Genomic DNA, 20,791 nt, shown 5'->3' on the forward strand with positions numbered 1-20,791 from the left:
TTCGGGTTCTATTTCCGAACTAAATCACGAATCGATTCCAGGGTCGGCGAGACCCAATCTTCCAGGATAGGATCCTGCTTCAATGCTTCCCGCTTAAACAAGAGATCCTTATTCGAGAGGGATATCTCGCTGGATTCTCCGATTTTTCTCGCGGTTTCGATCGCTTTCCAGTAATTTTGCAGGGCTTCCGCAGTATACGATTCGGATTGTTGACCCGTCGCTTTCTTAGCTAAAATCTCGTAGCAAGCCCCTATATTATTGTAAGCGGCGGTAAGCGTCTGGTAAACTTCCTGGTGATATGGATCGTCCGCTTTCGGGATGCCCATAGCGGGAATTTTTTCTTCCATATCGTCTTTGACCCTTAAATAATAACCTAAAGCGGTCTTGGTTTGCTTGGTATAAAAGAGAGCGTTCCCTTTGCCCATCAGCAGAGTCGGATTATAATATTCATCCTTATCTTCGAATCCGGTCCAATCCGCCAAGGCCTTATCGAAGTCCGCATCCATATATTCCACCCAGCCTTGAAAGAATTTCATTTCACGCCGTATGGAACTAGGAAGTTCTCTTCTCCATTTACGGATAAGATCGTATTTAGGTTCGTCGGAATTGACTTTTGCGAATTCCGCCAGAGAGGCTTTTAATTCGTTGCGGCGATTCTTTCTTTCCTCTTCCTCTTTTAGAACCGAAAGACTTTTTCCGTCTTCTTCAAATCGGGCACGGAACGGATAAATTTTTCGTCCCGGGAATTCCTTGATCGATTCCTTACCGGTTAATCCGGCGGAAAGTAGATATCGAATTTTTCCTTGGTCGAAATAAATCCGAGTGGGATTTCCTTCCAAAAGGGTTTCGTCCTCGTCCTTCGTACCAAACCAGCGGACGTTTCTATTGTATCTGTTTTCCGCTTCCCGTAAAAGGTCTCCGGCCTCCTCGAAGTTGCCGACGCGAATGGAATGCTCCGCCAGTTCCAGAACGGCAAGCCAATGCTTTTCGTCCAAGCTCGCCGCTTTTTCAAAAAACCGGCGGGCCTGAACGTTTTCTTTTAATGCTAAATAATAAATGCCGCGTTGGTAATAGCCTTCCGCATAATTTTTACCGTCGATCTCCACTTTAGTTCGTTCGTCTTCCTGGGATTTACGATAGATCGTATCCAACATTCTGAGAGCGCTTTCTTCGATTTCGATTCCCGAAACCTGATCGACCGGATTGATATTATATTTGATTCGCAACTCCTCGGAATCCAACGCGGTGTAAAAGGAGGCTAGTTTCGTGAGGATATAAAAGGGAAGTTCGGACTCCATATCCAAATTGTTCCGCAAAAGTCTATGGTGGTTTAGCACGAATTGAGGGTCCCCGCTTTCTTTCCACATTTCTATATAAGTGGAAACTAAACCTGCCTGACCGGGAATGCTTTTGGGATTGGCTTCTACGATTCTATTATAAAAGGATGCCGCCTTTCCGAATTCCCTTCGATTATAATAGATTTTAGCGATACCTGCAGTCGCTTTCTCGTCGTAAGGACTCTCGCCGTCGGTAAAGACTCTACGATAATAATCGATCGAGAGAGCGTCGTTTTTGAATTTTCCGCGCTTCCCGTCCGGCTCGGCAAAGTCGGGTGTGACTTGGGAATGGAACCAACCTAAATTCCTATACGTATCGTTTTCATGAATTCTCTCTTTGAGTCGCATCACCAAGAACGCGCCGGCAGCCACTACTTTTCTGGGAGTTTTTTCCTGATCCAATAGAAATCGAATTCCTTCGACTCCTTGATTGATGCCTAGATGACTCTTTAATTTCTTATCGTTCCAGGATTCGCCGGGAGCTAATTTAACGAGTGGGGCGTTTTCTCTCCGATTCCATGAATCCACGGTTCCGCTGAATCCGAGATCGGGCTCGATTCTCCCGAATAATTTTCCGAAAGAAAGTTCGTATTCTCCGGCGCGACTGTACTCGACTCCGTATAAATTCAAGTATTTTAAATCGTTGGGGAGAATTTCCGCGCCTTTGTCAAAATTACTTTCAATGGAGATTAAATACTTCTTTCTTTCGTCCTCGCCGAGCTGGCCTAATATTTTTTTAGCGCCCATCTCACGAATTTGTTCCAATCCATTTTCGTAATGTTGAGCTGCCTGCCTTGGGCGAATAATTCCGAAATAGGTGAAATAGGATCCGAAGGCCAAGAGGAGCCCTGCTGCGATCGTATAGATAGTTCTGCGAACTCGTTTTCTTTTTTCTAGTAATCCCTCTTTCGTGTAAATCGGATCGGAGGCGATGATAGGAATTCCGTCCGCCGAATAAGCGCCGGAACGATCCGTTAAATTGATGGTCGTCCCTAACGCTGCGGATAAGAAGGCGGCGACGTCTTCGGGCGTACTTTCGACCTTGATGAGTTCTAAAAGATCCCGTTGCGCTTTCTTCGAGAGTTTATCTTGTACGATAGCCTCTATTACGGACCTACGTAATACCGGCGGATATCTTAGAATTTCCTTTTGAATGATCGCCAGTTCTTCGTCGCTTAGGGAGCGATCCAGGTCTTCCTTATCTTCACCGCCCAAGGAACGGAGATCATCTTCGAACGAAGGCGCGCCTAGATCTCCGTCCGAGTCGGATTCCGCATCCAAATCAGGGGAGAAACTAGTAAAATCCTGGCCTGGCGGAGTCGAACCCAGATCCATTTCCGATACCGGTTCCGAGGAAAAATCCGCGAACGGATCGGCTTCGGGTAGGGAAGTCGCCCCGGAAAGATCGGAGAAGGGATCTTGTCCGCCCGCTCCTGAAACGGGTGCAAAGTCCGAGAATGGATCGGAATCGGAAGGGCCAGGTTCCGCAGTAAACGGCTCGCCTTCCCCCGTTCCCGAATCGAATCCTAGATCTCCGAAATCACTTTCATGGGAAGGGGAGGCCCCGAAGGGATCCCCTTCGCCCAAACCGAATTCATCACCCGGTGCATTTTCCATTGAACTTGCGTCAAAGTCGGCGAATGGATCTTCCGTAGTCGAAGTTCCTACACCCATATCGGCAAACGGATCTTCTGCTCCCGAACTTCCGAACGGGTCGGTGACCGGTTCTTCAGGATTAGCTCCACCCATGTCTGCAAACGGATCCGATTCTGCAGGGCTAAATTCTTCGTTAGGGGGAGAATCGAAGGGGGATTCCAGCTCTTGGCTTGAATCCATCCCGGCAAAGGGATCCTCTTCTCCCGATCCGAAATCTTCCATCCCAGTCGGTGAGGGCTCTTCACTCGGAAATTCTTCGGCAAAGGGATCTTCGGGAGGAGTGGAGAAATCGTCCGCTGCGGTCGGTTCCCCTTCTCCCATCCGAGCAAACGGATCCTCCTCTTCGGAAGTTTTTCCCGCTCCGGACGGCGGTTGATTTAATAATTCATCTAAGTCGATATCGTCTTCGTCGGAAAAAGAAATGGGCTTGGGTCTTCCGGTAGACGGAGTCGGTTCGCCGTCTTCTTCCGCTTCTCCGAATTCACTCTCGGACTCTTCTCGGTTTTCTTCTTCCGGTTCTTCCTCGCCGATGGAAATGGGCATGGTAAAGCCCATCTTGTCCCGAAATGCGGAAAGCATCGGGTTGAGATCTTCCGATGTTTCGGGGTTTCGACTCAGTGGGTCCAGTATGGAGCGTATTTGCTCCAAGTCCTGGGGGGAGTATTCTGGAGATGAGGGCTCGGCCATAAAGTCCTTAGGGATACTATCGGCTTAATCGAAAAAGATCAAAGAATTTTTCCTTATGTCGGATCCATCTATAAGACTCGGGAAATCCGCTTAGGGTTTCCGGGTTTTTCTACGACAATCGCAACAGAATGATTCCGGCCAACAAAACCAAGGCAGTCGTATTTTTGACCCTAATTCTTACTTTCGCTTTAGCCGCCGACGAGGCGGAGGACTGGATCGGTGCTTTCCGATCCGCAGATTACGAAGAGGGTGAAGAAGCCCTTACCGAGGAAAAAATCTATTATTTCTGGCAGTTAGAAAATTTGAGGCGGGCGGTGCCTCCTAGGTTTATTCGATACGTCGATACGGCTACTTCCTTACAAACGGGAAAATTGCTGAATCGAGGAGTTTTGTTTTCGTACGAAGGTTTACAAAACGACGAGGTAAGCGTTTGCGGGGAATTCAATCACTGGCAATGTGTTCCTTTACAAAAAAATGATAAGGGCGTTTTTTACGGAATCATAGATATAGTCGGGGAACCTTCTTACGATCCGAAGCCGGCCTACGAATATAAATTTCGGGTGGATGGCCTTTTTACCCACGATCCCGGTAATCCCGATACCTACGAAGATGGGGCAGGTTCTCTGGTATCTAGAATCGCGTATCGTCAAGGCGGGCCGAATAAACAAATTAGTACCAGAATACTAGAGGATTCGCCCCACGAAGAAAAAGAATTTAGAACCGTCGAATTTAGAATCTATCAACCCCAAGCCGAGTCGGTGACCCTTGTCGGGGATTTCAATCATTGGGATCCGGAAACGGATTTTATGGAGAAAGAAAGAAACGGCGTTTTTAGAATCCTGAAGAAATTGAAACCGGGAGAATACCTTTATAATTTCGTTGTGGACGGCAAGGTGATACCCGACACCTACAATCCCTTGACTCTGCTACGCGAAGACACGGGAGAGATCTCATCCGCCTTAAACGTACCCGAACGTTCCGGTGTCTTGGAGAGAAAATAAAAAGTCCGATTTAGGAAGAGCATCGCAGGACTAAATCTAGATTGACCTAGAACCTTGCTAGCCGGAATCTTTGCTTCCCACCATGGAAAAGCTTCGCTTATCGGTTTACTTGGTCATTGCGATCATAGTTGTGATTCTGGTATATGCCTTGTTAAAAAGCTGGTTTGTCTATGACCGAGGGATCGAAATTTCCAAATCGTCCTCTAACAAAAGTGAGACGGTATATGTGGAACCCGACGACGATTTATTGGAGCATTCCTCGGTTGCTTGGGGGCGCTTTCTTTACTATCCCTTAAATCTGAATCGGGATAGGGAAAATTTCGGACCGCGCAAAACCTTAAATCATGCTCAGAATCTGGTCGTTGTCGATTTGTTAAGCGGCAAAATTCGGAAAGTATTTTCCAAGAGTGTTTATATTTGGGATTATTTCTACGCTCAGGAAGAGACGGAAATTTTCCGTTCCAGCGAATCCGTCGAACCGAATCCGGATACTTTTCCCGGATTACGGACCGGTCGAAAATTTATCGTAGTGGGAATGCCGGAAGATACCAATAAGGACGGGTATTTGAATCAGAAGGATTCCAAGAAAGTATTCGTATACGATCCGATTAGCGAAGAATTGATACAGGTGCTTCCTAAAAAACATTATTTGGAAAAATTTCTTCCGGATTCTCCCAAAGATCGGTTGGTTATGATCGTTCGCAGGGAAGAGGATACGGCTTCCGGAGGAAAGAAGAAACCCTCTCTACCGACGGTATTTATTTACGATACCGCCTCTAAAAAGGGCCAGCTCGTCGCGAGACCATAAGTCGTTTCGCGACTGCTTGTCTTTTTTAAAATTATTCCTCTCTAGATTCCAACCAGCGCTCCGCCTCTAATGCGGCCATACAACCGGAACCCGCCGCAGTAATCGCTTGTCGATAATTTTTATCCTGAACGTCTCCGGCAGCAAAAACTCCTTCGATATTCGTTTTCGTGGTTCCCGGGATCGTTTTAATATAACCGGTCTCGTCCAACTCCAATTGACCTTCGAAGATTTCCGTATTCGGTTTATGACCGATCGCATAAAAGAGACCTCCGACAGGAAGTTCTCTGGTCTTACCGGAAGGAATATCCTTTACTGTTAGCGCGGTTAATTGGTTTCCGTTTCCCGACGCCGCTTCCACCGTCGTGTTCCAAAGAATCTCGATTTTCGGATGGGTTGTCGCGCGCTTTTGCATGATCTTAGAAGCACGCAGACTGTCTCGTCTGTGCACCAAATATACTTTCGAGGCGAACTTGGTTAAGTGAGACGCTTCTTCGACGGCGGAATCTCCGCCTCCGATTACGGCCAGTTCTTTGTTTCTATAAATCGGAAGTGCGCCGTCGCAAACCGCGCAAGCGGAGATTCCTTTTTGCCAATAAGAATCTTCTCCTGCAATGAACATTCTTTTGGCGGTCGCTCCTGTCGCGATGATGACGGACTCGGCTTCGATCAATTCGTCGTCGGACCAGAGCTTAAACGGTCTGGAAGAAAAATCCACTTTCGTAATGTTTTGAGTATGGATCGTGGTGCCGTACTTTTCCGATTGAGCTCGGAAAAGCTGTGTTAGATGAGTTCCGTCGATTCCTTCCGGAAATCCGGGAAAATTCTCTACTTCGGTTGTCGTAGTTAATTGACCTCCGGCAGCAATTCCACCGGCCATAAAACCTTCGTACATGACTGGGCGAAGATTGGCTCTCGCTGCATAGATTGCTGCCGTATGCCCGGCAGGACCGGAACCGATAATTACGACTTTATGAGACATATCTGAAAACCCCTATAGATTTAGAATGATTCTAAATTGATTGTATTGTTTAGACTGGTTTCTTGTAAAGTATATCTTTTTTCCGAGAGCTGATTCGGCTCCTGGAAACTAATCGATTGGAATCGAATTGGCTTGCCAGTCCAGCCCCTTCGCCGATGCTTCCCGTATCCATGAGTTTTGCGAAAAAGGCAGGATGGACCCTCTTTTTGGTAGGAATCGCATTCCTGGGCACGGAAATCGGACTTCGGTTCCTCAAATCCCCCTCTCTCCAGTACTATAGAGATCTAAAAGTTCTGCATCGGTACCATCCGGATTACTACGTGGGTCTAGAGCCGAATCAGTCCCTTTTCGTAAGGCATTTTGCCGGGAAATGGGAGGGACGGATTTCCACGAATTCCCTGGGCTTGCGCGGAACTAAAGATCCGATTGCGAACCGACCCAAGCTCTTATGTCTAGGCGATAGCCTTGTGATGGGATTTGGAGTGGGGGATCCGGATACGTTTTGCTCTTTGCTGGATGGTCTGGAGCTAAAGGGAGGCGCCCGGCAATCCCTGAATTTAGGAGTGGATGCCTACGGTTCTTCGGGTTCGTATCTGAGGCTGAAAGATATCGGCGCTCGACTGGATCATGTTTCCGAGGTTCTATTCTTTATTTCGCCGAATGATTTCGATATGCCGGAAGCGTTGGCTGCTAAAGGAATCCTTCCCGACGATCAGACGGATGCTGCGAGAGAATCGGATCCGAATTATAGAAGAAATTTTCGAATTCAATTCGAACTCACGAAATGGTCTTACGCTTTGCAAGCCATGAAGCTGGCTTGGGAGCAATTATCGGTCACTGCCTCAGTGACCAAAATGAATATCGCGAACGAAATTAAGTCAGCGGGAATGTCCGAAAATTCGCAACCGGGAGAAAACTTAGGATCGTATATTAAGAATTCCTTTTATCATCCTCCTAAGCGGCCGAACTGTTCCCCCCTGGCGCCGGTAATGCAGGAGGTCGCGTTAGGACCGATTTGTCCGGAACCGGTTCCTGCCGATGTTCGCTGTTCGGATACTATACCGAAATTGACCGAGTTAGAGCCTTTACCTGAATTAACGCAACGTAGCTACGATGGAATGATCGCTCTCGCAAAGGAGAAAGGGTTTCGATTGATTCCGGTGATCGTTCCCATTCAGGTGGAAGAGATATACTGTTATAATAACGGGAAATATCATAAATTGGAAAATTACGCGATTCGGTCCGCGTCCTATTTCGAAAAGAAAGGAATCCCGGTGATGAGACTGAAGAAGGATACCGTAAGTATGTGTAAGATCGGAGCGGACGGACGGCGCATCGGCATACTAGATTATTTTATCCCGGAAGACGGACATTTTACTAAGATCGGAAACCAATGGCTGGCGGAAGCGATCGCCAAACATTTGAAGGAGAGCCCATTTGCTCTTTAATTCGGTTCAATATTTAATTTTTGCGCCCGTTGTCATCGCAGTTTATTTTCTACTCCCCGCTAGGTTTCAGAAGTGGTGGCTACTTTTAACGAGCCTGTATTTCTATGCGGTTTTTAGGGTTCCGTTCGTCGCGTTATTAATTTATTCCATCGTCCTGACTTATTACTGCGTAGTGTGGATGGATAAGGCCGTCACCAAATTCGGAAAATTATTTTTTTTGAATTTGGTCGTCTGGGGAAATCTGCTCCTTCTCTATTTTTTCAAGTATCTGGATTTTTCCTTTATCGCTTGGAATACGATTCTGGGTCTGCAGCCTTGCCAGTCTTGCTTCGCTTATCCCTCGGGAGTCCTTCTTCCGATGGGAATCTCGTTCTTTACGTTGCAAGCGATCGGATATGCGGTGGACGTTTACCGTGGTCATGTGGAGAAAGCTAAGAATCTTTTTCAGTTCGGTCTGTTTTTGAGCTTCTTCCCGCAATTAGTGGCCGGGCCCATTATTCGCGCTCAGGATATGCTCCACCAATTTTTGGAAGAGTATAGATTCCAAAAAGAGAATCTGCTTCCTGGGATTCGACAAATCGCCTGGGGATTATTTAAGAAGACGTTTGTAGCCGATCCGATTGCCTTAATCATTGATCCCGTTTATGGAAACCCGTCCGTATTCGGATGGGAGGCGTTGTCGATTTCCGCCGTTTTATTTTCCTTTCAAGTATATTGCGATTTTTCCGGCTATTCCGACGTTGCTATCGGGACAGGACGGATCATGGGCTATCATATCCCTGCCAATTTTCGGGAGCCGTTTTTATCCCAGTCCATTACCGAGCTTTGGAGGCGCTGGCATATTTCGTTCAGTTCCTGGCTGAGAGAATACGTGTACATTCCTCTCGGGGGAAACAAGAAAGGCATTCCTAGAATGTATCTAAACCTGTTTCTTACCACCTTTGTGAGCGGGATTTGGCACGGCGCCGATTGGAATTTCATTATTTGGGGAGCGATTCACGCTTTCTTAATGGTACTAGAGCGATTTATCCTGTCGTTTAAACGGATTTCGGAGGCTTGGGAAAAAGTTCCGCAAATTATAAAAGTTGCATATACTTTCTTTTTCTTTGCGGTATCGATGTTTTTCTTTCGAGCGAAAGCCGTACCCGGATATGAGGGCAGTATCGATATCGCCTGGACCATGACCACGCGTGCGTTTACCGCTGCTAACGGATTACCGCTGGATGTCCCTCTCCCGTTATTGGTTGCGGTAGTCGCTCTCATGGCAGGAGATTATATCGTGGATCGAAAGATTCCGTTATTGGAGAAGCTTACGGATAGACCGCTTTGGGTTTACTCGATTTCCGCGGTTTTACTTTCCATTTGTTTTATTCTTTATAGCGTAACCGTAAGCCAGCCGTTTCTATATTTCCAGTTTTAACGGCGGGTTGAATCTTCGCTCAGGAAATCGGCAACGAGTCCGTACGTATACGGATTGGGATGTCCATCCCGGGCCAGGAAAAAAGGTTCTTGCTTCTCTTTCCAAATCGATTCCAACCTCGGTCTCAAATCCAAGACTGAAATTCGATTTTCAAGGGCGAGAGACTGGACGTCGTTTAAGATCGGCGATTGAAAGACGGGTTTATTTGCGGAATTCGGTTCCGGTAGAAATACGATCACCAAGGGAATTTTTTTATCTTTACAAAAAGAAAATAATCGCTTTAGAGCTAGGCGATGCGGGTGATCTTTCTTTAGCGATTCCGTCGCGGTTTCCTCCTGCAAAGAAATTCGATTGTCGGCAAGGGAGGGGAGGTATTTCTCCCGCAATGCTTTCCATCCGTTAAAGACGGCGCTGTATCTGGATAAGTAGAAGGAGACTCTGGTTAAGAATCGTCTTACTCTAGATTCAAACAGAGCTTCTTCCCGAAACGAGTCGGCGACATCGGAAATATGATAAATCCAATAGGCGGTATGCGGTGGGTCGGATCGCATCAGTAATTCTCGCAGCCTCTCCCGAATTCCTAACGTGCCTACCGCATCCACGCCTAGATTCCTGACTCGGACGGAAGAACCGATCCTTTCGCCCAACTTCCATGAAATCGATTCCCGATCTTCCACTAAATACCCCATTGCGACGGAATCTCCTAATATCCAGATTTCCTTTTGAGCGGTAAGCGGTGTTGTTCCCGGTTCGTAGCTGATTCGTTCTCCGTTCTCATCGGTCCGTATACTGTACGAGTATTTCTTTGCGGGGTGAAAGAGGGTCAGTCGCCTATTCGGACACAATCGTATCCATGGAAGAAGATCCTTGGAAAGACAGTGCAGTTCCTTATCGGCTAATCCGAATCGAACGGATTCAAAGTAGGGGAGTCTAAGCGATATTTCTAATATTATAAAAATGAATGAAAGTAAAATTCCGATTTTAAGATAGACAAGCGACTTCAATGGATTCCGCGTTCAGGATTTTGTCGAATTATCGGGATACAGTTTTTCTTCGCACTCTCGGAACATTCGCTTGGAAGCAGGGTTTGCATCCGGGATTCGATTTTCCTGAAAGCGCTTTCTTTCACTCGGATTTTTTTTATCATCCAACAAACATTCTTTCAAAAACTTTGCCAGGCTTTCCCTATCCTTATCCCATCCATCGGCGAAAGATTTTAAAACCCGATCCGATTCGGTCTTCGAACCCGCTTTTAAATAAATTTCTAATAAATAGAGAAGGATGTCCGGATTCTTCGGATCCTTTATATGCGCTTTTTCTAAATAAAATGCCGCGGAGCCCGGGGCTTCGTCGCTTTCCGCCAAAAGAATTCCCAAATTCCGATTTGCGACGACGTTATCGGGATTTTTTCTAAGCGCCAAATCATAGTAGTAAAGTGCTTCGGCGATATTGCCCTGGGAGTGTTTTTCTCGGGCGAGATTTACCCATTCCTGGGAAGAATCGCAGGAAAGAAGGATTAGGGACATAAGAAGCGCAAATACGTGTCGGAACTTCTGTCTCATTTCCGTAGGTTTTTTCCGGTGGATGGATAAAATTTGACTAAAAAAAGTCATTATCTTCCGTCGAATTTGTACAATTTACGGGCCTTCCCATACCGCAATCTTAAAAAAGTTTCAATCTAGTGGGAGAATTTGTCCGAAGGAATTAGTACTGTAATACGTAGAAGCGGGACTAAGAAAGTGACATCTTCTCATAAGAATTTACTCCAAAATTTCCAGGAATACCTTTCGGTAGAGAAGGGTCTGAGCGACAATTCGATCTACTCGTACGGGTACGATTTAAACAAGTTTAAGAACTTCCTGGAGAAGGAACATATCGACTTCTTAGAAGTGCAGGCTAACGATATCGTCCGTTTCCTGAACGAAGAACGGAATCGAAAAATTTCCGCTAAGACGATCGCGAGGGAAGTCGTCGCAATTCGACAATTTTATAAATTCCTTAAAGACGAAAAGAAATTGGATTCGAATCCGACGGAGAAAATCGAAACTCCCGAAGTGATGCGCTCCATTCCCGACTATCTGACTCAGGAAGAAATCGAAGAACTTTTTAGCGCGATTCGCGAGGATCATCTCTACGAACTGAGAGATAAGTGCATCTTCGAACTTTTATATTCGTCAGGTCTCCGGATTTCGGAGGCATGCAATCTTCGCTTAACGGACATGGACATGGCCGGGATGACTTTAACGGTCGAAGGTAAAGGCGGACGCCAAAGACTGGTTCCGTTCGGCGAGAAATCCTTGGATATTCTCAATAGATATCTTAAACAAAGTAGACCTTATATTCTGAAGAACCGCAATTGCGATTATTTGTTCGTATCGAAGAAAGGATCGTTTATCAATCGTAAATCGGTTTGGAGACTCTTGAATCATTATATCAAAAGAACGAGCATCAAAAAGAAAGTCACTCCTCATACGTTGCGGCATTCCTTTGCGACCCATCTTTTGGAAAATCACGCAGACCTCAAATCGGTTCAGGAACTATTGGGACATATCGATATATCTACGACTCAGATATACACTCATATGGCTAATAAGACCCTGAAGGAAGTTCACAAGAAATTCCATCCGAGAGGATAATCTCCTAGAATGATCCGAAACCATTGAGGAGTTTAGGTTGACAGACCCTAAACAAACGAGCTATTCAAACCAGTTTCGGATCCAGATCCCGTCTCATCCGCGCTACGTTTCCGTGGCGCGGAACTTCGTTTATAATCTAGCCAGGGAATCCGGCTTTTCGTTATACGATTCCGCCGATCTGAAATTGGCGGTCGGCGAATGTCTTCTCAACGTGATTAAGCACGCCTATTTGGGCAAATACGAATATCCGATTTTTCTGGAAATCCTGATTTTCGATAATCGAATGGAAGTCAGGATTCGCGACTTCGGGGTGCAGAAGAATCTTTCGGAAATGAGAGGATACGATCTCGGGGACTATCGGGAAGAAGGAATCGGATTATATCTAGTACGTAAACTCACCGATCACTTTTATGTGGATCAATCCGGGAAAGGGAATCGACTCATTCTCACCAAAATGAAATAGGATTTTAGCCCGAATTTTTAGGCAAAATCTTGTTTCCTAATACTCGTAATCGTTTCAAAAAGGTTATCCGAGCCGATGAACCCGAAAATTATCGTATTTTTTCTATCTTGTTCGTTATTCGTTTCGGCCTGTCGCAAAGGGCCGTCACTGTCGCGGGAAGAAGTTAAAAATTTAAGTTCTTCTTATATTCGAGAATTATGCCGTAAGAATCTGGAATGCTCCGCAATGTATCTGGAATCCTTATCCGCGTCCGAACAGGAGGAGGCGAAATCCGAATTCTACTCTTTAGAACAATGTATGGAGAACCAAAAGGACCAGAGCATTCTCCCGGACGATTATGAAAAAGTGACCGACGAACAAATCGCGAAAGTTCGGCATTGCATGGATGATTTACTCAAGACACCGTGCGCTTCGATGGAGGAATCCGGCGGGATTCCTTCCTGCCAGGATTTGTTCCGATCGATCGAATGAAATTCCCCGATCGGACCCGAAGAAGTCTCTTCGCTTAATCGAGACGGTTAGTTGATTCGGAGCCCTGGGAATCTTCCTGTAGAATTCCCAATCGTTTCGGACGGACTTTAGAATGAGTCACTTGTCCGTCCGTTCCGAGGAATAAAAATGACGGTCCGGGAATTTCCTTTAATTTAACCTTAAAGCTTCGATTTCTACCCAGGTTCGCATCGACACCCGGAAAAATTTCCCGCTCGACTTCGATACAAGCGTTTTTATCCGGATCGAAGGAAAGTATGACCGACTGCTCTTGAGCCAATAAGTTTTCAAGAATGGATTGGTATTTTTGTTTAATCGCCTGGAGCTTGGGTAGGCTTTCTTTTTCCTCGTTAGAAAGGGATCTTCGTTGCGAATCGTCGTTTAATTTTACGATGCTCGCCTCTACTTTCTTCAAAACGTCGTGATTTTTTCGAATTTCCGCCTTTAAATCTTCGAGTTCGGTTAATAATTCCGGAGGCATTCCGCAGCTCAATACCGTCTTAGTTTCCACGATGGCTCCGAGTTTAGAACAGGTGATGTTCTTTCCGGCGACGCATTGTCCGCCTATCAATTCCCCGCGTCCTCCACGAACAACGATCGACTCGCCTGCGATCAATTCGGAGTGCATCGAGGCTTCTTCGATAAAGATGGAATTCTTTGCGATCATTTTGCCCTGCTCCACGAACTTGGCGTAGATATCCGCGCCCGATTCTATTAAGCCGCCGTTGCGACCCATGAAGCCTCCCGAAAGGACGATGTCGCCGCCCGCTTTTAAAAAGACCTTGCCCACCGATTTTTTTACGACGATGGAACCTTCCGTCTCGAGAACAAATCCGTCGGCAATGGATTCTTCTACGATGATGGTTCCGGGAAAGTTGATATTACCCGTGGAAAAATCCACATGGTCCAGATGACAAACCTCGTCTACGCGAATGACTCCGTATCGATCTACGATCGGTCTCCCGTCTATGAGAGCGAAAATCTGATTTTTATCTTCGGAGATTTTTACGTTGGAGCCTAATTTCCACTCCGCAGGTTTTCCTTCTTCAAACGGAAGGATATCCCCCATAACGTTCTTACCCGGTTTGCCGGGGGAAGGGGCGATCTTTTCGGCTAATTTTTGGTTTTTTTTCACGCTCTGGATGATTTGAATATTTTTGAAATCGACTCTGCCGAATTCGTCTTCTTTCAATTTCGGAGTGCTCGGGTGTTGGAATAGAATTCGTAAATCTCCGTCGCTTCCCGGAACCGGAGCCTCGCCGGTCGCGAGTAAAACCCGCTTTCCGTACTCTTCGGCTTTCGCAAGACGCGCGACCTCTTCCGCTTTAATTCCGAATTCTATCCCTACTTTTTTTAGTTCAAAAAGGATTTCCGTTTCGGAAAGAACTTTACCGCCGTATTTGGGCGGTTGCAATATCGCATGCACGGCCATTTTATCTTCGGAGATTTTCAGTTCTAGGTAACTGGCTTCCGGTTTTCCCGGCCATTTCCCGATAAAATGAGGTTCTCCATCCCTGTCTGTGACGACTCGCTTCACTTCCTCTTCGGAACTCTCTGAAATTTTAAAGACCTCTAGACGTTTGAAAACTTCTCTGATTTCTACGCTCTTCCCTTTTTTTCCCGAGGGAAAAACCGTTAAATACGCCGATCCGTCCAAATTCTCGATCTTAAAAAAACCGCCCTCGTTTTCTTCTAAATCCCGGAGGAGGGAATCCGTATAATTACGAATCGAGTCAGTCATTCGATAGTTCCGATATTGGAGAGTAGTGCCCATCCTATATTTTACAATCGAAATCCTAGGGAAAGACTTTAGATAGAATCTGGAAAAACGGAAGGGACGGGCGGGAAATAATCGAAAAGAAAATTCCTCTCAAACGGAAAAAGACAATTTTTTTGCGATCTTATTCCGTCTCTAGGAAGTCCCTCAAGGTTCGTGGTGGGAATGAGATTCGGAGTGAGTTGATTTTTGTCCTGTATGTTCGGAATGATCATGACCGAAGCGGAGGAAGATCCATCCGATTCCGACCAAGATGACCAATGTTCCGGCAAATCTTGCCGCGTTCCCCTTTAATCTAAGGGCAAGCGATCGGAAGCCGTAGCCGAAGGCAAAAAGTAGCGGGAAAGTTCCGATGAAGAAGCTAGCCATCACTGCGCCTCCAGTCCAAGGAGAACCCGTTGCAAATGCAAGTGCGAAGGCAGGATACAAAACTCCGCAAGGCAAAAGGCCGGTCACTAAACCGAAATTAAATCCGATGAAACCGAGTCGAAACGGCTTGTCGCTATTTTTACGCAGAGCTTCCAAGATCGGCCCTGCAACCTTTCCTAAAATTCGGCCGGCAAAGGCGGAAGCAAACGATGCTCCTCCTCCGAGCAAAAGAGAGAGACCGAATAGTATCACAAAAATCCCGGAGATCCATGCGGCGATTTCTCGAATAAATCCGAGTTCGGTAGAAACTAGATTCGCTCCCTGGCCGACGAATCCGAGTAAAGTACCGATCAAAGAGTATGAGCCTAGTCGCCCAAGATTATAGCAGAGCTGTAAGAACGCATTTTCCTTTCTCGAGCCTTGGCCGGAAGATAGGGATAAGGTTCCCGCAAAAGGTCCGCACATTCCCACGCAATGAAGGGAACTCGTCAATCCGTGTAAGAACGCCGCACCTAAAATCGGAAGAATCATTTTTTAGGCTCCTTTTCCGCATGATCGGGTTCGATCGGATCGTCATCGAATAGCATTCTATATTTCGGTCCTTCGATATCCTCGTATTGACCGGACTTGTAACTCCAAAGAAAGACAAAGAAGGAACCGAATGCGATTATTAACGCTAAGGGAATCGTCATGTATAAGGCGTTCAAAGTGAAACTCTCCTTCTCAATGATATAGAATTTAATACGACCGTTATCGAACTTAGAGTCATAAATCCAGCGCAGATAACGGGCAGCATGCATCCGAAGGCCGCTATCGGAATCATAATGGAATTATAAGTTAAGGATAGTATAATATTCTGAAGAATGATGCGACGGGTCGATTTGGAAATGGAAACGGCCTTAGGGAGCGCGTCGAGTCGATTCTGGACTAAAATCAAATCGGAACGATCTAGACTTAAATCGGATCCGATTCCCATGGAAATGCCGAGGTTTGCTTGGGCGATGCAGGCCGAGTCGTTGATTCCGTCTCCGACCATTACGACCGTTTCTCCTTTTCTCTGCGCATCGATGATTCGTTGTCTTTTATCGCTGGGCGAAAGGTTCCCGGTGTATTCTAGGATTCCCAATTCGGCGGCAAGGGCTTCGACTTTTTCGGGCGAGTCGCCGGATAAAAGTTCTAGATTCGGAATTGTCGCTTTCAGCAATGAAATGCTCGCTTTCGCATCGGGCCTCGGTGTATCTCCGAATTTCCAGGCCGCAATCGGGTGCCGGTCCTTACTCAGATAAATCCAGCCGTCGTTGACGGAGCCTATTTCCGAGGTAAATCCTTTGCTTCCGATCCTGTAGACGGTTCCGTTTTCGCCGGCTCGTTTGGCTTCGATTCCTCCTCCGGATATTTCCTTTAGATCCTTCCAGAAGAATCCGTTTGGGAGCGACGTTCCCTTCGTCTTTATGGAAGTTTGGGCTTCTAAAGCGCGTACAAGAGATCGAGCTAACGGGTGAGAAGAATTCACTTCTAACGCGTACGCCAAATTCCTGTATTCGAACGGTTCTTCTGGACCGAGAATTTTCTCTTCTACCAACTCCAACTTTCCGGTGGTAAGAGTGCCCGTTTTATCGAAGACAATCCTGTCCGCTTTTGCCAACGTTTCCACGGACTCGGGGTTTTTTACTAAAATTCCCGCCTGGGACTGAAGCAAATGGCTTACGACCAAAGCCGCGGGAACGCTTAAGCCCAATGCACAGGGGCAGGCCACAATTAAAACGCTGATCGTATTTAAGATCGCAACCTCTAACGAAACGGTCTTCCACCAATACGCGAATGTGATCATTGCCACGAACAAGACTACCTTTACGAATATGGACGCTAACCTGTCCGTCGTTCTCTGTAGTTTCGGTTTTGTCAGCAGGGATTCCTCTAAAAGCCTACCGATCTGAGCTAACGTGCTTTGAGACGATGTTCCGGTCGCATAAAAATAAATTCCGCTGGAAAGACAAAGTGAACCTGCACGAATCGAATCTCCTTTCGTTTTATGAACCGGTCGGCTTTCGCCGGTGATTACGGATTCGTCGAAATAGGCGTCCGCGGAATCTAATTTTCCGTCGACCGGGGCCTTACTGCCGGAGAGCAATTTGACTTTATCTCCGGCATCAATCAGCGAAGTCGGAACTTTTTTCCAATCTCCGCCTCTTTCCACCTCGTATTCTTCCGGTAAAAAAGAAAGCAGTTCCCCGACTTTCGCGCTCGCTTTGTAACGAATATGGGCTTCGAGATACTTTCCTAAAAGTATAAAAAAGTAGATCGTGCAGACCGAATCGAAATAGACCTCACCTTTATCGGAGATCGTTACATAGACGCTATAAAAATAGGCCATGCTCACTCCTAAAAAAAGGAGAGTATCCATGGACAAAAATCCTCTTTTCCAGGATTCCAATGCGCCTTTCCAAAACGGATAACCGGAAAATAAATAGACCGGCGTGGCTAATATCCAAGAAACGTAATGAAATAATTTTTTTATTCCTAGATCCATTCCTTCGAAATAGCCCGCGTATAATCCGGCGGAGAAGAGCATGATGTTTCCCCAGCAGAATCCGGCAACGGCCATTCGAAGAGCTAAGTCTTTAAACGGTTTTTCGACTTGCGCTTCCGATTTGTAGGGAGAATATAAGCTCGGAGTATATCCGAGTTTTCGAATGGAAGAGAATAAGCTCGTAAGATCGAGTCGATTCCGATCGAATTCCACGCTCAATCTGGAAGTGGCAAAATTCATTCTAGCGGAAAAAACGCCCGGCAATTTAGAAAGGGCGGTTTCGATCAGCCAAATGCATGCACTGCAATGAATTCCTCCGACGCTGATCCTAACGATCGATTTGCCAGGTTCGGGATTTTCCACATATTCTTTATATACCGATTCGGTTTCGAGCCGAGTGTCTCCGGCTATCTCGGGAATATCGCCCACTGGATCCAGTTTCTGCCCACCTCTGATCTCATAAAATCGGCCGAGCTCGCTTCCTAAGAGGAGGGAAGAAAGTTCGGCGCATCCGTTGCAACAGTAATGTCTATCGACTCCTAGAATTTTCTTTTCTATCAAGTGCTTCCCGATGGGGGAATTGCAATGGTAGCAATATTCCGTCACCGAACGATACTTAACTGCTTGGTTCGTTCAAACGCTCCCTCGTCCGTTTTTGCAAAAACCGTTACCGACCAAGCACCGGACATCGGAATCTCTAATTCGGCCTCGTAAATCCCGGGCTGCAGTTCCTTAAATTCCGATTGTCTGTTGAACGCGTCCGTTGCGCTTTTTTCGAACCGAACTCTCAACGTCGCACCCACGATCGGAGAATTTCGCTTAAGAAGCGTTAGCTGTAATTTTTGTTTTCCGACTCTTAGAGGAACTTCTCCGTTAAGCCAGGCTCCTTGGAATTCGTATCCTTTCGAAATCATACTTCGCTGTTCTGCAATCGCGGCTTCGTATTTCAGTCCCTTCTCGTAATAATCTTTTTCAACCGGCTGCGTATGGCTCGACGTAGCCACGTTTACCGTCCAAACGGTCGCGAAGATCAGTCCTGCAAAGCAAAGACCGATTAGAATAAATGCTCGTTTAAGGCTGGGATGCAATGGTAGTTCCTCCTATTTGCTTAATCGCAATTCCTACCGGTAGTAGGAAAGGAATCGCGTTCGTTTTGGCAAAAACCGGTTTTTCAAGATCGAATACTTTCAGAACAATTTCGTGGCTTCTTTTGGAAGCGTCTTTTCCCTGGAGATTCCTTAACTCTAGGATTAATCGATAGTGCATGTTGGAATTGGAAGGAAGATTTACGACTGCCTCTTCGGTTCCGCCCACCAGAATATGCAGTTCCCCATCGATATCGGTTTTTTCGATTTGGAATCTAAGTTTCCTTTCTTCAAAGGTCAGATTCTGTATTTGCACTTCGTAAAAATTACGGACCGTTCCTCCGGGAAGCGTCATCGGTTGTATATTCCGATCGGGCAGTACCGAAAGATACATAGGTACTCGGGTCCATAACAAGAGACTCGCAACCGTAAGAACCAATGTTAATAATCCGCCGTAAACCAGGGTTCGAGGCCGGATCCATCTTATCCGGCGATTATGGGAAGCGATTTCGTTTTCCGACCAGTATCCGATGAGAGTCTTCTTCCCTTCTTTTGCCATCTGATGGGTGCACGCGTCGGAACATTTTCCGCAGGCGATGCAGCCTACGTTGGTTCCTTCCCGAATATCGATCCCGGTAGGACAAACGACGAGGCACATATTGCATGCGGTGCAATCTCCGATCTTAACGGTCCCTTTTCGGCGAGGTTCTCCTCTCGTATAATCGTACGTTATATTAACGGAATCCGCATCCATCATAACTGTCTGAAAGCGAGCATATGGACAGGCATATTTGCAAAACTGTTCGCGAATGAAGGCCATATCCGCGTACATCGCAAATGTGAAGAATCCCGTGAAGTAGGCCCAACTAGGCAATGAATGAGTTTCGGAAATCGATCGAATGTCCGCTAGCATCAGATAAGGATCCGCAAAATAGGAAATCCATGCTAAAGATGCCAATAAACTTACGAGGATCCAGACGAGATGAGTGCCGACTTTTCCGAAGATAGGAGCATCCTTCTTGCCGTATTTCGATCCTAGAACGAATCTTCCGACGACGTCGAATAAATCGGTATAGATCGTCTGCGGACAGGCCCATCCGCACCAAACCCTCCCGATCAAAGAGGTGAAGAGAAAGAGGGAAAGTCCCATTCCCAAGAGGAATAGATGTAAAAAGTAGCCTTCTTGGGGAGTGAAGATATTACCTAACAGAAAGAATTTCCTCTCCGGGATGTCCAAACGAATGAGGGGGAGTTGATCCCAACGTAGCCAAGGCGTTCCAAAGAATAATAGAATTAGAAAAGTTTGAACTACCGTTCTGGCACTTCTAATCTTTCCCGACATCGGGCGAGAAATAACCATTTAGATTCCTCCGAATCGACCCGCCGCGAAGCGGCGGGTGCGAGCATCAAATTTCACTTGGAGGCTTTTAAACTCGGATTCCTGGAAGCTAACCAAGCGATAACCTGGTAGACTTTTTCGGAACCTAAGGAATTTTCGTGTGGAGGCATCGGCCCACGACCCAACTTCGCCTTATCGGGACCGATTCCTTTCATTATCTCTTCATAAAGCTCCGCATCCGTATTTCCGTGCAGCCATTCTTTATCCATTAAATTCGGTCCGACCAAACCTTCTCCCGTCGGTCCGTGACAGGCGACGCAATAAGTCTGGAACGTTGTCTGACCCGCAGCAATCGCTTTTACGTCCCCGCGGAACGGATTCGCACCTCCGTTCGATACGATCACCTTATTTTTATTCGGAAATTCTTTTTCGTAATCCGATACCTGTGCTTCATATTGCTCTTTGGTTTCCCAAGACGAGAAACCGTGAAAATATATTGCATAGGCGATCGCGAATACGATCGAGCCGAACCAAACCCAAACCCACCACGCAGGAAGAGGATTGTTGGATTGCTTGATGCCGTCAAATTCCTTATTTGGATCGCTCATAGATCAATCCTCCTCTAACATACGGTATTTCGGTTTTTCCATGCGATCTTTGCGTTTTCGAGCGTAAACGTACGCAAAGATGATCGCGATTGCAATGACTAAGACCGGAAGTCTTAGCGCTTTGTAGATTTGTAATGTATCTAAATCCATCTATGCTTC

Annotated in this window: 19 protein-coding genes; 7 read left to right on the forward strand and 12 right to left on the reverse strand. The window is 46.4% G+C overall.

Features of this window, described 5'->3' with window-relative positions; translation table 11 throughout:
* Positions 1 to 8 precede the first annotated feature (8 nt).
* A complete protein-coding gene (locus LEP1GSC047_RS13275) occupies positions 9 to 3,680 on the reverse strand; it encodes a tetratricopeptide repeat protein (RefSeq protein WP_039935051.1) in 3,672 nt (1,223 codons plus the stop codon).
* A gap of 128 nt (positions 3,681 to 3,808) precedes the next feature.
* Between LEP1GSC047_RS13275 and LEP1GSC047_RS13280 the strand changes: the two genes are divergently transcribed.
* Together LEP1GSC047_RS13280 and LEP1GSC047_RS13285 are read left to right on the forward strand one after the other, a co-directional pair.
* Positions 3,809 to 4,681, forward strand: coding sequence for an early set domain-containing protein (locus LEP1GSC047_RS13280; RefSeq protein ID WP_010418963.1), 873 nt, complete (start codon positions 3,809 to 3,811; stop codon positions 4,679 to 4,681).
* An 82-nt stretch (positions 4,682 to 4,763) separates the two neighbouring features.
* Positions 4,764 to 5,489 (forward strand): hypothetical protein, encoded by a 726-nt coding sequence (locus LEP1GSC047_RS13285; RefSeq protein ID WP_010418965.1) that lies wholly within the window; start codon positions 4,764 to 4,766, stop codon positions 5,487 to 5,489.
* A 31-nt stretch (positions 5,490 to 5,520) separates the two neighbouring features.
* Here the strand turns inward: LEP1GSC047_RS13285 and trxB are convergent, their stop codons facing one another.
* Positions 5,521 to 6,468, reverse strand: a complete 948-nt coding sequence (trxB, locus tag LEP1GSC047_RS13290; protein WP_010418967.1) for a thioredoxin-disulfide reductase — start codon at positions 6,466 to 6,468, stop codon at positions 5,521 to 5,523.
* Positions 6,469 to 6,638: 170 nt separating this feature from the next.
* Here trxB and LEP1GSC047_RS13295 point away from each other — a divergent pair, with 170 nt between their 5' ends.
* Together LEP1GSC047_RS13295 and LEP1GSC047_RS13300 are read left to right on the forward strand one after the other, a co-directional pair.
* Entirely contained in the window at positions 6,639 to 7,916 is a 1,278-nt protein-coding gene (locus LEP1GSC047_RS13295) for an LA_2490 family SGNH/GDSL-type esterase (protein WP_020988827.1), read from the forward strand.
* Entirely contained in the window at positions 7,906 to 9,336 is a 1,431-nt protein-coding gene (locus LEP1GSC047_RS13300) for an MBOAT family O-acyltransferase (protein ID WP_020988825.1), read from the forward strand. Before LEP1GSC047_RS13295 ends, LEP1GSC047_RS13300 begins: the two co-directional genes overlap by 11 nt.
* Here the strand turns inward: LEP1GSC047_RS13300 and LEP1GSC047_RS13305 are convergent.
* Both LEP1GSC047_RS13305 and LEP1GSC047_RS13310 read right to left on the reverse strand, forming a co-directional pair.
* On the reverse strand, positions 9,333 to 10,340 hold the full coding sequence (locus tag LEP1GSC047_RS13305) for an LA_2486 family SGNH/GDSL-type esterase (RefSeq protein ID WP_010418971.1): 1,008 nt from the start codon (positions 10,338 to 10,340) through the stop codon (positions 9,333 to 9,335). The two genes, LEP1GSC047_RS13300 and LEP1GSC047_RS13305, sit on opposite strands and share 4 nt — an antisense overlap.
* Positions 10,341 to 10,352: 12 nt before the next feature.
* Positions 10,353 to 10,949, reverse strand: a complete 597-nt coding sequence (locus LEP1GSC047_RS13310; protein ID WP_010418973.1) for a tetratricopeptide repeat protein — start codon at positions 10,947 to 10,949, stop codon at positions 10,353 to 10,355.
* Positions 10,950 to 11,075: 126 nt separating this feature from the next.
* Here LEP1GSC047_RS13310 and xerD point away from each other — a divergent pair, with 126 nt between their 5' ends.
* The 3 genes from xerD (at position 11,076) to LEP1GSC047_RS13325 (ending at position 12,906) form a co-directional block, all read left to right on the forward strand.
* Entirely contained in the window at positions 11,076 to 11,972 is an 897-nt protein-coding gene (gene xerD, locus LEP1GSC047_RS13315; RefSeq protein ID WP_039935053.1) for a site-specific tyrosine recombinase XerD, read from the forward strand.
* Positions 11,973 to 12,009: 37 nt separating this feature from the next.
* Positions 12,010 to 12,435, forward strand: a complete 426-nt coding sequence (locus LEP1GSC047_RS13320; RefSeq protein WP_010418977.1) for an ATP-binding protein — start codon at positions 12,010 to 12,012, stop codon at positions 12,433 to 12,435.
* Positions 12,436 to 12,510: 75 nt separating this feature from the next.
* Positions 12,511 to 12,906, forward strand: a complete 396-nt coding sequence (locus LEP1GSC047_RS13325; RefSeq protein WP_010418979.1) for an LA_2478/LA_2722/LA_4182 family protein — start codon at positions 12,511 to 12,513, stop codon at positions 12,904 to 12,906.
* A 34-nt stretch (positions 12,907 to 12,940) separates the two neighbouring features.
* Here the strand turns inward: LEP1GSC047_RS13325 and LEP1GSC047_RS13330 are convergent, their stop codons facing one another.
* From LEP1GSC047_RS13330 to LEP1GSC047_RS13365, 8 genes are all read right to left on the reverse strand, one after another.
* Positions 12,941 to 14,665: a DUF342 domain-containing protein gene (locus tag LEP1GSC047_RS13330; protein WP_020988824.1), complete on the reverse strand. Its 1,725-nt coding sequence runs from the start codon at positions 14,663 to 14,665 to the stop codon at positions 12,941 to 12,943.
* A 183-nt stretch (positions 14,666 to 14,848) separates the two neighbouring features.
* The gene (locus LEP1GSC047_RS13335; protein ID WP_010418981.1) at positions 14,849 to 15,601 is read right to left on the reverse strand and encodes a sulfite exporter TauE/SafE family protein; all 753 of its coding nucleotides are present in this window, start codon (positions 15,599 to 15,601) and stop codon (positions 14,849 to 14,851) included.
* Positions 15,598 to 15,777 carry a cbb3-type cytochrome oxidase assembly protein CcoS gene (ccoS, locus tag LEP1GSC047_RS13340; RefSeq protein ID WP_010418983.1) on the reverse strand — a complete coding sequence of 60 codons (180 nt, stop codon included), beginning with the start codon at positions 15,775 to 15,777 and terminating at the stop codon, positions 15,598 to 15,600. The genes LEP1GSC047_RS13335 and ccoS overlap by 4 nt, the downstream gene beginning before the upstream one ends.
* The gene (locus LEP1GSC047_RS13345; RefSeq protein WP_039935056.1) at positions 15,774 to 18,206 is read right to left on the reverse strand and encodes a heavy metal translocating P-type ATPase; all 2,433 of its coding nucleotides are present in this window, start codon (positions 18,204 to 18,206) and stop codon (positions 15,774 to 15,776) included. Before LEP1GSC047_RS13345 ends, ccoS begins: the two co-directional genes overlap by 4 nt.
* A complete protein-coding gene (locus LEP1GSC047_RS13350) occupies positions 18,203 to 18,688 on the reverse strand; it encodes a FixH family protein (RefSeq protein ID WP_010418987.1) in 486 nt (161 codons plus the stop codon). Before LEP1GSC047_RS13350 ends, LEP1GSC047_RS13345 begins: the two co-directional genes overlap by 4 nt.
* On the reverse strand, positions 18,672 to 20,045 hold the full coding sequence (ccoG, locus tag LEP1GSC047_RS13355; protein ID WP_010418989.1) for a cytochrome c oxidase accessory protein CcoG: 1,374 nt from the start codon (positions 20,043 to 20,045) through the stop codon (positions 18,672 to 18,674). The genes LEP1GSC047_RS13350 and ccoG overlap by 17 nt, the downstream gene beginning before the upstream one ends.
* A 53-nt stretch (positions 20,046 to 20,098) precedes the next feature.
* Positions 20,099 to 20,632, reverse strand: coding sequence for a cbb3-type cytochrome c oxidase N-terminal domain-containing protein (locus tag LEP1GSC047_RS13360; RefSeq protein ID WP_010418991.1), 534 nt, complete (start codon positions 20,630 to 20,632; stop codon positions 20,099 to 20,101).
* A 3-nt stretch (positions 20,633 to 20,635) separates the two neighbouring features.
* Entirely contained in the window at positions 20,636 to 20,782 is a 147-nt protein-coding gene (locus tag LEP1GSC047_RS13365; protein ID WP_010418992.1) for a hypothetical protein, read from the reverse strand.
* Positions 20,783 to 20,791: the final 9 nt, after the last annotated feature.

It is taken from the genome of Leptospira inadai serovar Lyme str. 10 (genome assembly GCF_000243675.2).
Lineage (GTDB): Bacteria > Spirochaetota > Leptospiria > Leptospirales > Leptospiraceae > Leptospira_B > Leptospira_B inadai.

What these genes read in the sequence shown, in the direction of transcription:
- LEP1GSC047_RS13310 (WP_010418973.1), bottom strand. Translation starts at nt 10,949, where the DNA reads ATGACTTTTTTTAGTCAAATTTTATCCATCCACCGGAAAAAACCTACG.
- LEP1GSC047_RS13275 (WP_039935051.1), bottom strand. Translation starts at nt 3,680, where the DNA reads ATGGCCGAGCCCTCATCTCCAGAATACTCCCCCCAGGACTTGGAGCAA.
- LEP1GSC047_RS13295 (WP_020988827.1), top strand. Translation starts at nt 6,639, where the DNA reads ATGAGTTTTGCGAAAAAGGCAGGATGGACCCTCTTTTTGGTAGGAATC.
- LEP1GSC047_RS13325 (WP_010418979.1), top strand. Translation starts at nt 12,511, where the DNA reads ATGAACCCGAAAATTATCGTATTTTTTCTATCTTGTTCGTTATTCGTT.
- LEP1GSC047_RS13360 (WP_010418991.1), bottom strand. Translation starts at nt 20,632, where the DNA reads ATGAGCGATCCAAATAAGGAATTTGACGGCATCAAGCAATCCAACAAT.
- LEP1GSC047_RS13335 (WP_010418981.1), bottom strand. Translation starts at nt 15,601, where the DNA reads ATGATTCTTCCGATTTTAGGTGCGGCGTTCTTACACGGATTGACGAGT.
- trxB (WP_010418967.1), bottom strand. Translation starts at nt 6,468, where the DNA reads ATGTCTCATAAAGTCGTAATTATCGGTTCCGGTCCTGCCGGGCATACG.
- LEP1GSC047_RS13280 (WP_010418963.1), top strand. Translation starts at nt 3,809, where the DNA reads ATGATTCCGGCCAACAAAACCAAGGCAGTCGTATTTTTGACCCTAATT.
- LEP1GSC047_RS13365 (WP_010418992.1), bottom strand. Translation starts at nt 20,782, where the DNA reads ATGGATTTAGATACATTACAAATCTACAAAGCGCTAAGACTTCCGGTC.
- ccoG (WP_010418989.1), bottom strand. Translation starts at nt 20,045, where the DNA reads ATGGTTATTTCTCGCCCGATGTCGGGAAAGATTAGAAGTGCCAGAACG.
- LEP1GSC047_RS13285 (WP_010418965.1), top strand. Translation starts at nt 4,764, where the DNA reads ATGGAAAAGCTTCGCTTATCGGTTTACTTGGTCATTGCGATCATAGTT.
- LEP1GSC047_RS13330 (WP_020988824.1), bottom strand. Translation starts at nt 14,665, where the DNA reads ATGACTGACTCGATTCGTAATTATACGGATTCCCTCCTCCGGGATTTA.